The organism is Pseudoalteromonas sp. MMG033 (assembly GCF_057197785.1).
On sequence record NZ_CM170070.1, the window covers coordinates 67,487 to 84,126 of the forward strand.

12 protein-coding genes are annotated in these 16,640 nt (G+C 40.7%); 6 read left to right on the forward strand and 6 right to left on the reverse strand.

From position 1 onward, the window contains the following. The first annotated feature begins 37 nt into the window (after positions 1-37). Together AC2CZC_RS00250 and AC2CZC_RS00255 are read left to right on the forward strand one after the other, a co-directional pair. Positions 38-676 (forward strand): LysE family translocator, encoded by a 639-nt coding sequence (locus AC2CZC_RS00250; RefSeq protein WP_484583394.1) that lies wholly within the window; start codon positions 38-40, stop codon positions 674-676. Between the two features lie 8 nt (positions 677-684). Continuing rightward, a complete protein-coding gene (locus tag AC2CZC_RS00255; protein ID WP_484583395.1) occupies positions 685-1,143 on the forward strand; it encodes a methylglyoxal synthase in 459 nt (152 codons plus the stop codon). On the opposite strand, the gene yegD is transcribed toward AC2CZC_RS00255, so the two are convergent. From yegD to sixA, 6 genes are all read right to left on the reverse strand, one after another. Continuing rightward, positions 1,140-2,501 carry a molecular chaperone gene (gene yegD, locus AC2CZC_RS00260; protein WP_484583396.1) on the reverse strand — a complete coding sequence of 454 codons (1,362 nt, stop codon included), beginning with the start codon at positions 2,499-2,501 and terminating at the stop codon, positions 1,140-1,142. The genes AC2CZC_RS00255 and yegD overlap by 4 nt on opposite strands. Before the next feature lie 74 nt (positions 2,502-2,575). Continuing rightward, the gene (locus AC2CZC_RS00265) at positions 2,576-3,418 is read right to left on the reverse strand and encodes a DNA ligase (RefSeq protein WP_484583397.1); all 843 of its coding nucleotides are present in this window, start codon (positions 3,416-3,418) and stop codon (positions 2,576-2,578) included. A 111-nt stretch (positions 3,419-3,529) separates the two neighbouring features. Next, positions 3,530-4,183, reverse strand: a complete 654-nt coding sequence (locus AC2CZC_RS00270; RefSeq protein ID WP_484583398.1) for an HAD family hydrolase — start codon at positions 4,181-4,183, stop codon at positions 3,530-3,532. 23 nt (positions 4,184-4,206) lie between these two features. Next, complete coding sequence (locus AC2CZC_RS00275) at positions 4,207-4,506, reverse strand: hypothetical protein (RefSeq protein ID WP_063361786.1); 300 nt, start codon at positions 4,504-4,506, stop codon at positions 4,207-4,209. A gap of 134 nt (positions 4,507-4,640) precedes the next feature. Further along, a complete protein-coding gene (locus AC2CZC_RS00280) occupies positions 4,641-6,959 on the reverse strand; it encodes a TonB-dependent receptor (protein ID WP_484583399.1) in 2,319 nt (772 codons plus the stop codon). Positions 6,960-7,623: 664 nt separating this feature from the next. Then, the gene (gene sixA / locus AC2CZC_RS00285) at positions 7,624-8,091 is read right to left on the reverse strand and encodes a phosphohistidine phosphatase SixA (protein ID WP_484583400.1); all 468 of its coding nucleotides are present in this window, start codon (positions 8,089-8,091) and stop codon (positions 7,624-7,626) included. A 144-nt stretch (positions 8,092-8,235) separates the two neighbouring features. Between sixA and AC2CZC_RS00290 the strand changes: the two genes are divergently transcribed. The 4 genes from AC2CZC_RS00290 to AC2CZC_RS00305 all read left to right on the forward strand — a co-directional run bounded on the left by AC2CZC_RS00290 (position 8,236) and on the right by AC2CZC_RS00305 (position 16,571). Continuing rightward, positions 8,236-10,926 carry an insulinase family protein gene (locus tag AC2CZC_RS00290; RefSeq protein ID WP_484583401.1) on the forward strand — a complete coding sequence of 897 codons (2,691 nt, stop codon included), beginning with the start codon at positions 8,236-8,238 and terminating at the stop codon, positions 10,924-10,926. A gap of 176 nt (positions 10,927-11,102) precedes the next feature. Next, positions 11,103-13,343 (forward strand): sensor domain-containing protein, encoded by a 2,241-nt coding sequence (locus AC2CZC_RS00295; protein ID WP_484584818.1) that lies wholly within the window; start codon positions 11,103-11,105, stop codon positions 13,341-13,343. Between the two features lie 801 nt (positions 13,344-14,144). Continuing rightward, entirely contained in the window at positions 14,145-14,543 is a 399-nt protein-coding gene (locus tag AC2CZC_RS00300; protein ID WP_063361791.1) for an MmcQ/YjbR family DNA-binding protein, read from the forward strand. Between the two features lie 159 nt (positions 14,544-14,702). After that, entirely contained in the window at positions 14,703-16,571 is a 1,869-nt protein-coding gene (locus AC2CZC_RS00305) for a choice-of-anchor I family protein (RefSeq protein ID WP_484583402.1), read from the forward strand. Positions 16,572-16,640 lie beyond the last annotated feature (69 nt).

Genomic DNA, 16,640 nt, shown 5'->3' on the forward strand with positions numbered 1-16,640 from the left:
TTAAACTAGCATCTAACTGTATTACATTTACTCTATTATGCTAAATCCTGAACTTTTGATTTCATTCTTGTTTGCAAGCTTCATTATTGCTATCGCACCCGGGCCCTCAAATGCATTTTTAATGGCGCAAACCTTTACCCATGGCAAAACAGCTGGGATGCAAAGTGCATTGGGCTTTGCGCTCGGTGGCGTGATACACACTATTTTTGCCGTCATTGGTTTATCTGCTATTTTAAAAGCGTCTGAAACAGCCTACACAGCAGTCCAGTACCTCGGTGCCGGATATCTTGCTTATCTCGGGATAATAACCTTTAAAGCAACCTTATCGAACACCAATGACGAACACTCTGAGGGGGATAATAGTACACCGAGTAAATCCAGTAAGAACGTGACCTTTCAGGCAATGATGACCGAAGTACTGAACCCTAAAGTTGCGCTTTTTTTCATCGCCTTTATTCCCCAATTTGTTGATACCAGTTTAGATACATCTACAACAGTTCAATTAGCATTATTTGGTCTACTCTACCCCATATTGGCTTTTCCTGTTGATTGTGTATACGTCTATGGTGGAGATAAAATTGCAGGCTACTTTAGAAGTCATCCACAAGCGCCTATATGGATAGATAGAATATCTGCAGCCATTTTTATCGCATTGGCTGTTAATCTATTGCTCTAAGGAAACTTATGAAATACACACAAGCTAACATTCCTGCGACCAAGCGCATTGCTTTAGTTGCCCACGATGGCAAAAAATCAAGTATGGCTAATTGGTGTAAAAAGCACAGAGCCATTTTAGCCCAGCATATTTTGAGTGCGACCGGCACAACAGGCGCACTGATAGCGTCACAGTCAGAGCTAGAAGTGACACAGTTACTGAGCGGGCCAATGGGGGGAGATCAACAAATAGGCGCCAAAATTGCTGAACAACAAATAGACATGTTGATATTTTTTTGGGACCCTTTGTCATCTCAGCCCCATGATCCAGATGTGAAAGCGCTATTAAGACTGGCTGCTGTTTGGAATATTCCAGTTGCGTGTAATGAAGCCAGTGCAGATATGCTGCTGACTTCAACTTTGATGAATACTGAGCTGCCAAGAACACAGCCCGATTATTCAGCGTATATTTCTAATCGTATTCGTTAACGATAAATACGCTCAGCCCACTTTGTTAAGCCAGCGGTGACACTACCAAAGTTGTCACCGTTCAACATTGGAATATCGCCCAATTTTGCCTGTAATGCACTTTTTAACAACGGTGATTGTGCACTGCCCCCAGTCAAATAAATGGCATCAGGCTGAGTGCCTGCATCTGAAATCGCTTGCTCGGCAAGTGCCACAACCTGTTGTAAACTCGACTCAACAGACTCGGTTAATTGAGTAAGATTGAGGTTTTGCACCAATTCATTTTCAATAAATGATAAATCAACTTGATGCGTGCTATCATCGCTCAACGCAATTTTCGCTAGTTCAGCCTGCCTAACAAATTGATGTGTCATCTTGTTTTCTTGGATCACTTGCAAGCGCTTTAGCTTTTCAGGCTCACAGACATCACGGAGCATGGTGTTCAGCTCACGGCCGAAGGCACTGCTGTAAAAATCACTCTGCAATTGAATGTCATTGATTTTGCATGCTTGCCAAAAAGCTTGCTTCGGTAAAGGCAAACCAGATTTAAATTGTCCACCTAAACCACACACAGGCATTAACTTATGAAACGCCAAAGCAATATCTAAATCGTTGCCACCAATCCGCTTTCCCGTATGAGCCAAGAAGTGAGCACTCCTATCTTCACAATCTCGATAGCTTGGGCCCATTTGTACAAATGAGCAATCACTTGTACCACCGCCAATATCAACTACGAGCACTTTTTTATCCTGTTGCAGATCTGATTCAAAATCAATACCTGCTGCCAGGGGTTCATAGAGAAACTCCACATCAGTGAAACCCGCACGTTTCGCCGCTGTAGTTAAAATAGATATAGCTTGACGGTTGCTATCCTCTCCACCGACCGCTTGGAAATTCACTGGGCGACCAATCACCGTTTGCGTTAGTGCTGAACCTAAGTGTTTCTCAGCTCGCATTTTCAGCGCCATGATCATGGCTGTGGCAATATCTTCAAAAAATGCGATTTGCTCAGGCTTTAGCCCTATTGCGCCAAAGAAGGACTTAGGCGATTTAACAAAATAGCCCTCTTCAGGCATAGAGATATATTCTTCAATCGCTTCTTGACCAACAAAAACACCACTTTCTTGTGGCATCAAGTCTAAGTCGCTACGAGCAAACTGTGCGCTTTTCAATATGCCACTTCTCTGTGCTCTGTACTGAGACTGGGCACTCTCTTGAATGCCTTTTGCAACATAGTCAGAAATAAGCGAGTTATGTAGTGCATATAAAGTAGAAGGAAGGTAATACTTAGAGTTTTCCAAAGGGATCAACTCGACTGCGCCTGCACGCATTACACCCATTGCACAATTTGAGCTACCATAATCAAACCCAACGACCATTCTTACCTCGCGTCCGCTCGCAAAAAAGGACGAAATTTACCATAGCTCAGATCGATTTTAAAGGATATCCCTCCTTACAAAGCGTCACGCATTCGTAAAAAGCTCGCGAATCTCGGTTTGCCGTATTTGGTAAACCCTTGGTATTGAAATGTAATTGTACTTCCGATGGCTGGCGGGGAGACACGCTGCTCGTCTGTAAATCCCGTTCCGATGTTAAATATGACCCCCTCCATCGTTTTAACCCTGATTGCCCCCATCATTCCCTGATACTTACCTCTTCCTGGCAAATGTGCGATAACAACCGCTTCAGCATCAAACTTAGGCTTGTATTTAAGTACTTGAGCGGTTCTGCCAGCCTGGTGGGTAGCAGCCTTTTCATGTAGCATTACCCCCTCGCCACCACGCAACAATACTTGCGTATAAAATTCATCTAACTGCGCTTTATTAGTAAAATGGTGCTGAGGAATTGGCTTCACATGGATACTGTGTAAGCCATTGACGATACCTTGGTATTTCTCAAAGCGTTGCACAAATGTCAGCAGTGGATCTGGGGCATCAAAAATAAGGTAATGAACCTGCTGCCAATTCTCATGATCAGGGACTTTTCTGCGCACCAAACTACTAACAAACGCAAAGTTGTTATACCCAGCCCATAATTCGCCATCCAACCACCGATTAGGTAATACAGCCGTAAACCATTTTGGCGCGTGAATAATATGCCCTGTTCGGGTTTTAAGCAACTTGCCATCCCAAACTGCACGTACGCCATCATACTTTTCACTTACCAAATAATCGCTGACGGGTTTTTGTTGCGCATACACTTTTGCGAGTTGAACATCAGGTGCACTATTGGAAAAAGAAGTTGGGCTGACGCAAATAACTAGGGCTGTACACAGCCAAAAAAAGACGTGTTTCATGCTACTTTCCTTTGCAGATAAAAACAGACAATAAAGGCCATCACCGCTAAACACCTTGTTAGCGTTTCAATGTCTCTTTTTAAAATAGCACCTTTATCGGACTTGTACAGTTTAACTTGGCTTTACGATTTGCTGCCACATCGCTTCCAAACTCTCACTTCGCCACGCAGCTTTTGTAAAATCTTGGCCTGCTGAGTGTAAGTGAGAGATCACCACCGTTTTCAACCCTGCAGCAGTGGCAGATGCTAGCCCTGTTTGTGAATCTTCTACGGCAATCGCTTCTTGTGCGCTAATATTGAGTTTAGCCATGGCCAAACAGTAGGGTTCTGGGTGTGGTTTAGGGTTGGTTACATCATCTTTGCAAACAATATAGTCAAAAAACTCGCGCAGTTGATAATGTGCTAACACGGGAAGCGCTTCTGCTCGTGTACTGCCAGTAACCAAAGCCAACTTATAATGTTGTGCACAAAGAGAGAGCACGTCCATAGCATGTGGCATCAGTTTAGGCTTCTCAGTAGCAGCAGTTTCTACAAACTGTGTATTTTTTAACGTTGCTAACTCATCCCCCGAATAAGGAAGGTTGTAACGTTGCTGCAAAATATGGCCAGTTTTAACGGTAGGCACACCAGAGAATTCATCGCAAAACTCAGATTCACTGATGAAGATATTAAATGGAGAGAGTACTCTGCACCAACTGGTGTAATGGAGTGTCTCTGAGTCTACTAAGGTACCATCAAAATCGAATAATATTGCCTGTAAACCCATAAACACTCCTTATCATTTTTTATTTAGCCTTTCAAAGCTGCAGGTGGCTCAGCGTACGCCTCTTCACCCGTCTCCACTTCAACTAACTCGTAACCACGTTGCTTGCGAACCACTTTTAATACTGGCTTTTCAAACGCTGATTTAAGTCTATCAGAATCAGCTTGTAACTCTTCAATCGTGTGACCAAAAGGAGCTGCACCTGTCTCTGACCAGTTAGTCACTTTACCATTGATATTGTATTCAACTTCATGAATTTGGTATAGCGGTGATTCACTATCTTTACCCTCACAAAAAATCACGCGATAGTTCCAAAACCCAGACATGTTTAACTCCTCTTACTTAAACTACGATGCGACTGTATCAGCTAATTCCGACAGTTGCATTAAAGAAATAAAAAACCCGTGTTATTTATCCAATAACACGGGTTTAAGATTAACTAATTCATTTCAGTTACAAATTAAAAGAAACGAACCTTGAACTCAGCACCAATAAAGCGCTCTTCATTTAACATACCAGTGTTGTTATTGAAATCTACACCACCGATAACAGCTTGCTCATCAAACAAGTTACGTACGAATACAGATGTTTCGTATTCGTTGTCACCAGACGCCCATGCATAACCCGCTCTCACGCCTGTTTCAAATAAGGCTTTGCCTTCAAACTCAACTGACTCATACAAGAAGAAGTTAATTTTGCTACGGTAAGAAGTATCAGCGTATACGAAGAAGTCACCGCTTTCTAACTCTTTAGTGTAGCGAAGCGTTGCGTTTGCAATCCACTCAGGTGCATGTGGAAGGCTATTACCATCCAAAATTGCTCGTGCTTCAGGTCCATTAGGGCCTTCAACCATATAAGTAGGGTCTGTCACTGTACATTGATTACATACCGCAACTGCTAAGTTTGCATCATCGAGTTCAGTGTTGTTATAGCTCAAATTAAACGTCGCGTTTAATTCATCTGTAAGTACCCACTCAGTATCCAACTCAAAACCATAACCGGTTGTTTTGTCAGCATTGATTAGGCGGTTAAAGTTAGAACCACCACCTACAGCCGTCAGCTGCTGATCATCCATTTGGTAATAGAACACAGTCGCATTCACACGACCTTGACCATCAAGTACATCTGATTTAACACCGAACTCAATTGAGTTTGTAGTTTCAGACTCAGCGACAGTTACTTCATCACCAAATACAATACGACCTTGAACACTTGGTGCACGGAAACCATTTGCTAAGCGACCGAATAAGTTAATATCATCAGTCAGCTTGTATGTTGCACTTAAATCCCAGCTCACATGACTGTCACTCGGGTTTGCGCTGCCTTCTAGGAAGTCAGGAGAACCATTCCAAGGTGTTGGGTTATCTGTTCTTTTCGCATAAAACTCTTTTTCATCATCTGAGTAGCGAAGACCAAGAGTCACATCTAACTTTTCAGACAGTGTGTAATCAAAAGAGCCAAATACAGCCCATGCTGAAGTGTCTTGATTCTGGATAGCATAGCCATTTTGTAAGCCATATTGGCCCGCTGCTGTATCAAATACACCAGTGTCAAAGCTGAAGCTTTCGATGGTCATTTCTTCTTCAAATAAGAACACACCTACTTGGTAATTAAAATCACCTGAGTAGTTACTTGAAAGACGTAATTCTTGTGTATATTGGTCATGGTCTGGAAGCGCATCTGCTGTTTCAGATGAGAAAGGAATTTTACCAGGTCCCATAGTTGGTGCAAATTCATTGCCGTATGCACCATCAATGTCCGCACGCGAGTAAATCTCAGCGCTTTCCCAAGCGGTAATTGACGTCACAGTGTGCTCTGCAAGATCCCACTCAAGTTTTAAGCTTAAGCCCTGAGTTTCAACTTCTTGTGTAGCGCGAGACGCTGCATCATGATAAACAACATCATTATCATAAATAGGGTTAATGTTGTTCGAACCTTTCTCAATTAGATTTGCACGGAAAGGGATTGGACGACCGTCAAGGTCACGAACGTGATAGTTTAGCAAACCTGTAAAGTCATCACCTTCGTATAAGAATTGAATACGTGCTGCTTTTTCGCTGTAGCCACCTAATGAATTGTCTTTTGCAAATTCATTCGTAATGCCTTCAGGAGAGCGAACATCAATGTAGTCTGGCTGCTCTTGCCATAATACAGATACACGTGTAGAAATTTTGTCCGTTAGACCTGTACCTACAGCACCTTCAAAGTCAACAGACTCGCGGCTACCGTATGCAACTGAAGCGTAGCCATCAAATTCTTGGCTTGGCTTTACTGAATCAAATTTAACTAGACCAGCTGGCGTGTTACGACCAAATAAAGTACCCTGTGGTCCACGTAATACTTCGATACGCTCAATATCAAAAACAGGGAAACCTTTTAGGATAGGGTTTTCTTGAACGACTTCGTCAACAACTAAAGAAACTGGTTGAGATGCATTCAAATCGAAGTCTGTGTTACCAAGACCGCGAACATAAAAGCGCGGGAATGTACGTCCAAACGAAGATTCAACCGATAGACTCGGGATCTTAGCGTTCATAAAGCGGATATCCATACCAGCAGAACTATAGGCGTCTAAATTATCACCTTGTAAGGCAGACACTGAAACTGGCACTTCTTGTGCATTTTCAACACGCTTACGCGCAGTAATTTGAATCACTTCCAGTTGATTGCTTTTCGCTTGCTCTTCTTCAGCTAGCGTAGTGAATGAAGTACCTGCCACAGCAGAGAACAACGTCGCATTGATTAAAGTTGCTAACGTAGATCTTTTCATTGCTTTCATGTTGGTTTTTGACCTTATTTATGCACTCTTTGAGTTCAACGGTATATTTGGGCGCCGTATCACAATGGCTATAGCGTTCAATTTTGCGCGTTGATGACAAACAACGCGGACCTCGATCTCGAGAGTGCAAAACGTTAAAACGAGGCTGAACGCAACGGGCGTAATTATAGCAGCATATTTTAAAAATGCTTCTAATAAACACATAAATTACACACATTTTTACAACGTTCGACGACGTTAGGTAAAATTTTACAACATTTAGCTACAAAAAGCGGACATTTGTCCTTATAAACTCATCAATACTATGTTCAAGAAAATATTTTTTACCTAATTAATATACAAAAGATCAATATTTCGTTGATAAAGAAAAATACGCAAAATTTAGACTTTGCTAAACACAACCGAAATAAATTTAAGTTACACAGGTTACCATCGCCCAAAATGGTAACCGGTGTCATGAAAGCGTATCTATACTAACTAACTGCTCAATAAGATAAGAGGACATTAGACCTCATTAAGCAGATAGCAATAGATATGTGATTTGAACGTGATATTTAAAAAAGGTTCCGCAATAGGGTAAAATAAATTTAAACTCTCTCAATAAGAGAAATTCTAAATAATAGTGGCAGTCATTACTCTGACCCAAATACATGTCGAACTGACACTATACACTTGGGCCTTGCAAGCCTTTATAGTTTGATTTGTGTGTTTTTGGACAGTATTCAATAACCGCAACGCCAGCAGTTGGAAAAATAGGCATTTCTCCCGGCACTAGTTGATCTATCATATAACTTACGATCGGCATATGAGCTATCACCAGCCAAGTCTCTATTTCATCATGCATACTGATGAGAGTTTCTAAATAATCGATGGCAAAAGAGGCACTGCCGCTCGGGATAATATCAGAACACGTCTCTTGATAAGAAAACTCATTACTTTGCTTTACAGCATCTGCAGTTTGTTGTGCGCGCAAATATGGGCTGACAAGCAGTGCACTGGGTTTATGGTTGTTAGATAACCACATCCCCATTTTTGATGCCTCTAATTGGCCGCGTTCAGTCAATAAACGCGCAGCATCATTTGCTTGCATTGGACCGGCTTCACCATGACGCATTATCAATATTGTTTTCATAGCTCTCCGAAAAGTATTGGCTTTTTATCTCGATTCAGTAGTAAACCTAGCTGCAAGTCCGCTATATTAAAACAAATTACTTAGAACTGGTAAGCGGTTTACTGCTTTTAAGACTGTCTCACTTATTATATCGGCGGCGTTAACTTGAAATTAAGCAACAATGATAATAAACATTATAAGCACGTTACACTGGACAATGGTCTTAAGGCTTTACTCATCACAGACCCTAGCAGTGAAAAGTCCGCAGTCTCTTTAACGATAAACGTTGGCCACTTTGACGATCCAGTTGATCGCCAAGGTATGGCTCACTTTATTGAGCATATGCTGTTTTTGGGTACAGAGCAATACCCAATCAAAGGGGAGTTTGCTCAAATCGTTAATCAGCACGGTGGCAATTGTAATGCGTGGACAGGTACAGAGCATACTTGTTACTTTTTTGATTGCATAGCAGCCGAACTTGGCTCTCTGCTCCCTCGCTTTGCTGACTTTTTTATAGCACCAAACTTCGAACAAAGCGCACTGCTTGATGAGCGTAATGCGATAGATGCTGAATTTAACCTTAAAGTAAAAGATGACAACCGCCGTATCATCCAAGCGCATAAGGAAACAGCAAACCCAGCGCATCCATTTACCAAATTCTCAGTCGGCAATCACGACACCTTAGGTGATGAACACGGTGATATTCGCAGTGAAGTCATTCAATTTTTTAAACAACACTATCAAGCTCAATGGATGACACTCGTCGTTGCCGGTCCACAAACATTAAGCGAGCTTGAAAAGCTTGCTCGAATGCACTTCGACGCCATTTCTGGTGACAGGAATCGACCAAAGACCAAGATTAAAGTGCCATTTTATCGACCACAAGATCTTGGATTAAAACTACAAATTAAACCAAGAAAACATCTACAAAAGCTGATCGTCAGTTTCGCCATGCCCAATATAGATGAATTATATCGCTATAAAAGTCTCAGCTTTCTGGCTCATTTACTAGGATATGAAGGCGAAGGGTCACTGTATGCAATTTTGAAAAAAAATGGATGGATCAACGCCCTATCTGCCGGTGGCGGTGTGAATGGCAGTAATTTTAAAGATTTCAACGTCAGCTTTGCGCTCACAGATTTAGGCATTGAGTTTTATGAAGACATCGTTGAAATGTTGTTCGAGTATATAAGCCTAATTACCGCACAGAACCATACTTTGCCTGCTCTTTACGCCGATAAGAAACGTCTAATGGAATTAGCCTTTGACAATCAAGAAGTCAACAAACTTATTGACTGGGTCAGCAATGTCAGCGTAAACATGCATCACTACAGTGAAGAGTACACTCTCTACGGTGACTATTGTATGGAACACTTTAATCAAACTCTACATACTGAACTAATGGGCTATTTGACGCCTAACAATATGCGCCTTGTACTTATTCATCCTAAAGCAACAGATGAAGCTAATGCAATAAACAAAATTGCACAGTGGTATAACACCCCATATCAAGTCGTGAAAATCAATCAACAGTGGTTAGATGCACTTGCACGAATAAATGAACCATTGCCAGAAATGCGACTTCCTAATGTAAACCCTTATCTTAGTGAAGAAAATACCCTTTTTGGCATTGAGTCAACAACACATACACCAACTCGCCTGCAAGAGCGCCCTGGCTTTGCCTTTTGGTTTAAACAAGATGCAACATTTAGGGTCACCAAAGGACACTTTTATCTAGAGATAGACTCTGAGACCTCTATCATAAATCACACCTCAATGGCCCTAACAAGGTTGTTTGCCGATTTATTTATGGATAGTGTTGCTGAGCAATTTTATTCGGCTGAATTAGCAGGATTAAGCTACCATCTGACATCACACCAAGGCGGATTAACATTGCACACTGCCGGGCTCTCTGCATCTCAACTCAAACTTGTTTCGCAACTTGTTGAAGCCCTGCAAAAACAACCTATCAGTGCGACAAGGTTTGCTGAATATAAAAAACAGCTGATCCGACATTGGCAAAACCACAATAAAAATAAGCCAGTCAGTGAGTTGTTCAGTATTTTAGGTGCGAAGCTTATGCCTTGGAACCCAACTCCAAATGAGTTAGCAAGCGCGCTACAAAATGTGTGTTTTAACGAGTTTAATACGTTTAGGGACTCATTTTTCACTTCAATACATGCAAAAGCTTTTTTACATGGTAATTGGCAAAGTCAACACGCAATTGTAACTGAGCAACAGTTACTCTGTAGCTTTGCGAAAAGCGAAATATTAGAAGATCTCAAGAAACCACTTGAAACAATTAAGCAACGCCAAATTGAGCACTTTGAGAACGCAAACAATGAACACGCATTTTTACACTATATTCAAGCACCAACACCCGATGTACAAGATAAAATAAAAATAATGGCTTTCAACCAGCTGGTGAGTCAGCATTATTTTGAAAAACTTCGTACCGAACGACAATTGGGTTATCTAGTAGGTGCTGGCTATGCGCCATTTAATACTCGAGCCGGTATTGCTTTTTACATTCAGTCTCCGAATTACCACAGCGAAGACTTATTCAAGTACCATCAGCTATTTTTAAATGACTTTGTCACGAATATTGATGTATTTGATGGGCAACACTGGTTAGATGTGAAATCTAGCCTTAAATCACAAATAGCAGAAAAAGATAAAAATTTACGCCTACGTTCGCAACGCTTTTGGATAGCAATCGGAAATGACGACCATACTTTTTCAATGCAAGCTCAGTTATTAGATGAGCTCAATAAGCTTACATTTAAAGAATTGAAGCATTTTATTCGCCAAATCACCACCAAGGAGTTTCCAAGTATTACTTTAACCATTAATTAGTTTTGGATTGGGCTTGAAAGATTTGAGCTACCTAGTAGAAAAGCTTACTTACTACCAAAGTGAACAGCCATAAAATAAACAACTGCCGCGAGTGTTTCCATATTTCATCAATTATGCTTTGACTCGGGCTGGTTGTTTCGATTAGATTAACGGTGAATGTATTAATCTTGTACACTATGGTATATAAAAACAATATAAGAATTTTATTGGCTCTTATTTATCTTTTTGCTTTGAGTACCCCTGTACACGCATCAGCATTTTTAGAGCCCCTTTTAAGTACTCCACATCCTTTTTTGGCTGTGGCGTTAGCCTGTTTGGCTCCATTTTTCATCACTTTGCTCCTAAATCGAAATGCTAAGCGCAAATTGGACAATCTTCGTATGTCAGAAAAATGGCTGAAAAGTACCGTTGAAGGCAGTGGTGACACACTGTGGGATTGGAACATTCAATCTGGTGATATTATTCGTATTAATGATAAATACGCATTAAATGAAGAGAAAAGTAATCACTTTATTCCCAATGCCAAACGCATACATCCACAAGATATTCCGCTCGTCGAAAAACAGCTTAAATTGCATTTCGCTGAAAAAACAGCCTTCTTTGAAGCGTCTTATCGTTTAAGAGACAACCTTAATCAATACCACTGGGTGCTGGATAAAGGAAAAGTAATAAGTAAAGATGACAATCTCAACCCGCTTAGAATGACCGGTACAGTGAGAGATATAAATCACTTAAAAAGTACCGAAGAACGCCTTAATTTATTTGCTAAATGTGTAGAGTCACTGACCGATGCCATTGCTATTTATGACCATAACTTCAAGCTCGTCGATCTTAACCCAAGCTATTTAAGGGTCTTTGGCGGAAAACGGGCACAGTATATCGAGTCAGAATTTCAGCTACCTGGATACGATAGCCGCTTTATAAGACAAATAAAGTCTGCTCTAAAAGAAACTGAGCATTGGCAAGAAGAGCTCAAAATTTATGATCATAAAGGTAGTATGTTACCCATTGAGGTAACGATTGATGAGATTAAGAACAGCCATGGTCATGTGACCAATTATGTTGTTGTCTTCTCAGATCTCACAGAGAGAAAAAAAGCAGAATCGCAGCTGCACAATCTTTCAAATAGAGACAGGATCACTGGGCTGCCTAATCGAAATTTATTTTTTACCAATTTAAAAAAGCTCTCTCAGCAAGGTACTCATCACGCTTTGTTGGTTTTTGATTTGGACAACTTTAAAAAGATAAACGATTCTCTTGGTCATCAACTGGGCGATAGCTTGCTTTCTAAGCTTTCCATGAGGTTAAACAAACTATGTCGCCAGCAAGATACTTTCTATCGTTTAGGCGGTGATGAATTTGCACTCGTCATGTCCGGCACAAATGACATACATACAATCACAAAGGTTGCTAAACAGTTTCTAGCAGCCATTGCAACCCCGTTTAAAATGGCAAATCATGAATTGGTGATCACCTCCTCTGTTGGTATTGTTCTTTTTCCAGAGGATGGTAAAACCCCTGAAATCCTTTTGAAAAATGCAGATACCGCGATGTACCATGCCAAGCAAAAAGGTAATCACTATTTATTTTTTAATGACTCTATGAATGAGCAGGCAGTCAAGCGTTTGCAAATTGAAAACCTGATGCGATTTGGTTTGAAAGAAGATCATTTTGTAGTTTACTACCAACCCAAAATGGACATAAGAACAGGAAAACTTGTCGGTATGGAGGCTCTGGTCCGATTTATCACGCCTAAAAAAGGGATCATCAGCCCAGGGGTGTTTATACCAATTGCAGAAGAGACTGGACAAATTATAGAAATTGGTGAAGTCGTGCTTGATAAAGCATGTAAGGATGTTAAACGCTGGGTCGACAAAGGCCTTTTCAATGGCCGAGTAGCCGTAAACTTATCTGCCAAACAGTTTAGCTTACCTGATTTAACTGCTCGCATTGATATTATCTTGCAAAAAAATCAACTTCCCTCATATTTTCTTGAACTTGAAATTACAGAAGGAACAGTTATGGACGATCCTCAAGAAGCAATTTCAATTATGCGGTCACTGAGCTCCCGAGGAATTCACCTTGCAATGGATGACTTTGGTACTGGATACTCGTCATTGGCCTATTTAAAGCAATTTCCGCTTAATACACTCAAAGTTGATAAGGCTTTTATAGATGATATGGGCAGCGAGCGAGGTCGCAATATGGTAGATTCTATCGTCACTATTGCACATAACCTAGATCTTCATGTGGTTGCTGAAGGTGTTGAAGAAGAAGAGCAGCTGGCTTTACTAAAACAGTTAGAGTGTCAAACAATACAGGGTTACTACTATTCCAAACCGCTTTCTAGCGATGAGTTTGAACACTTCTTACAAGCAGAAAACGATATAAAACCAAGCCTACAACTCGTTAATTAATTGCTAAATAATCTAAATTTAATCACATTTTACTATTCAAACCTATCTTCAGCTTTCAGCGAGTCAAATTAAGCCTGCAGAGGTAATGTCACAAATGCAGTATTAAAATCATACAAAACCATCATTTTACGGATAAAAACCAATCAAAACCATAAAATTGTTGCAAAATATTGCATTATTTAATTTAATACCAGCCTTGAAGAAACAAGTTATTGCAAAATATTTAGTGCTAAAATAGGGACGGCATGGTCTATAAAATGAAAAACCCTATAATAAACAGTTTATTATTAGAGTTTGATCATTAAATACCGCTTTATTGCATCATAAAAAAGTGTAACCAGATACAATTTAGCTGCAAATTGCGGTAAGGGCAGTGACATGCATTCACTGTTTTACCATGTAAAACCAGGTTTGGTAAATCGTAATAGTGTATTTACGAATACTAGACTAAAGTTAGTAGTAAGTAGTTCAGGTAGTACTTGTTAGATCAGTCGGTCATGGTGTAGTTTGCAGCTACCCCAAAAGTAGTGCAGATAATGCCTACTTGAGATAGTTTAATGATGAGAAAAGTCTATTAGACAAATTTTTCGAACTTATCTTCCCTAATTTAATAAATTTCAATGGATTGTGAATTTGATTTATGTAATTAGGTGGATAGTATCGAACCTAGATTTGTCAACTATGTTTGTTATTTCATGACATTTTACATAAGAAGTCTTACTCATTACAGAATTCTCTCAATAGCTGCTAAAATTAGCCCCATGTTGTTTTAATTAATATAGTTTTTCAAGGACACGGGCTATGGATCAGAAGAGTGTACATAATTATTTACAGGCAAAGCCTGGGACCTTTATTACCAAGCCATTTGCACAAGAAGTAGATGTGTATAAAGTGCAACACAAAATGTTTGCAACACTTTATGAAGGTAAAGAAGGCCAAACAAACGAAAATGGTGAGCCAGTTTGGTGGCTAAACTTAAAGTGCGATCCAGACGAAGCATTGTTACTGCGTGACAAGTATTCGTCGATTGTACCTGGGTACCATATGAACAAACGTCTTTGGAACACCATCGTGCTTGATGGCAGTATTCCCGAAGATGAGTTAAAAAAATTGATTGATGACTCTTACAACATTGTTGTAGACAACCTGCCTACAGCGCAGCGTGAAGAGTTGAACCGTATCACCGCTGGTGGTAATTAATTGGCCTCCCTCGCACTCAGTGCGAGGGCCATTTAACTTATATCAACTCCCCTTCAAATATGTACTTTTTGTGTCTAAACGCTTCTTTGTCACTTACCTGTAAATTATTTATGTTTAATTATGTTCCTAAATTCAATAATATTTTGGGACTAAACGAAAATGAAGCAACTTGTACTTCCATTACTTATCTCAGCTTTACTTGCAGGCTGTACTTTTGATGGCGAAGATGGCAGAAATGGAGTCGATGGCAAAGATGGAAGCAACGGCCAGATCGGAGAGACTGGTAGCACTGGCGACAAGGGAGATAAAGGGGATCCAGGTACAAATGGTGTAGATGGTGTAGATGGTGTAGATGGTGTAGATGGTGTAGATGGTGCTCCAGGATTAGACTCACTCCAACAAATTACTCCAAAGCTTATTGGCCGAGCAGTGCTCAACGCAGACAGTCCAGAAGGCGCTGCAGAGATAGTTGCTTACCACGCTCAAGGTCAGCGCATCTTTGCCCTGAACAGCTCTTCTTCACCAGCGACAATTGAAATAATCAATATTGCAGACATGGATCCACAAACACTGACAAAAAATGCAGAAGGTGTGGTAACCAATACCAATTTACAGAGCAATGCCAGTATCAACCTGAGTGAATTTGAAACAGGCGATGCAAACAGCCTAGCTATTCACGATAACTTACTCGCGGTCGCAATCGCCAAAGACACAGGCCAATCAGGTAAAATCGTATTTTTCGATATTGCTGACACGCCTAAGTTTATAAAAACGGTGACTGTTGGCTATCTGCCGGACATGGTTACATTTAGCCCTGACGGGCAAAAAATCGTAGTCGCAAATGAAGGTGAACCCAAAGGGGATTATAGTATCGACCCAGAAGGTAGCATTGCAGTCATCGATATAAATAACGGTCAAGTATCCGACACTGCAAGCATGTTAAATTTCAATCAATTTGATAGTCAGTTAGCTGCGCTGAAAGCACAAGGTGTTGTATTTGCCAATCCAACTGGGCGTACAATCAAAGGCAATACCGTTAATACGACTGTATCGATGGACCTAGAGCCTGAATATGTCACAATCAGCAAAGATAGTCGCTATGCCTATGTTTCACTGCAAGAAAATAATGCAATCGCCAAAGTCGACTTAACAGACAATAGCCTGTCCATACTTGGTCTTGGCTTTAAAGACTGGGGTAAATCGACGCTTGATGCATCAGATAAAGACAACGCAATTAACTTCGCAGCTTACCCTGGCTTATACGGTATGTATCAACCAGATACGATTGCAGCCTACCAGTGGCAAGGCGCCAACTTCATTATCTCCGCTAATGAAGGCGATGGGAGGGAATACTTTTTTGATTCTCCTGACGAAGCAACTTGTTTAGCTGAAGGCGGGCTGGAATTCGACAACGATGACGGCTGTCTTGCTTACACTGATGAGATAAGAGCAAAAGACTTAACACTTGGCGACAACTTCGATTACCTTAACAATGATGATCAAGATATCGGCAGGCTAAAAGTAAGTACCGTACTGGGTGATTCAGACAACGACAGCCAATATGAAGCGCTTTACACCTATGGTGCCCGCTCGTTTTCAATCTGGGATCATCATGGTCATAGAGTATATGACTCAGGCGATGACATTGGCAAAATCACAGCATCCATCCATGGCGAAGCTTTCAATAATGATGAAGATGAAAACAGGGGTGATACACGTTCAGACGCAAAAGGCGCCGAACCTGAAGCACTTGCAATCGGTCAAATCAATGATCGTACTTATGCATTTATTGGCTTAGAAAGAATGGGCGGCATTTTGGTTTATGATGTTAGCAACCCATTTAATGTCACCATGAACACCTATATGATCAACAGAGGGCTAGAAGCTGGTGCACAAATAAGTGGTGACCTCGCCCCTGAAGGCATGGTATTCATTGATCAAGCACAAAGCCCAACAGGAGAAGCTTTGCTAATAGTAGGTAATGAGATTTCAGGTAGTGTGTCAATTTGGTCTTTAACCAGCCAGTAAACAACTTTGACATTTATGCATCGCTGTCTAGGCTAAAATTTGCATGCTCCTTTTTTATTGAGGGAATTA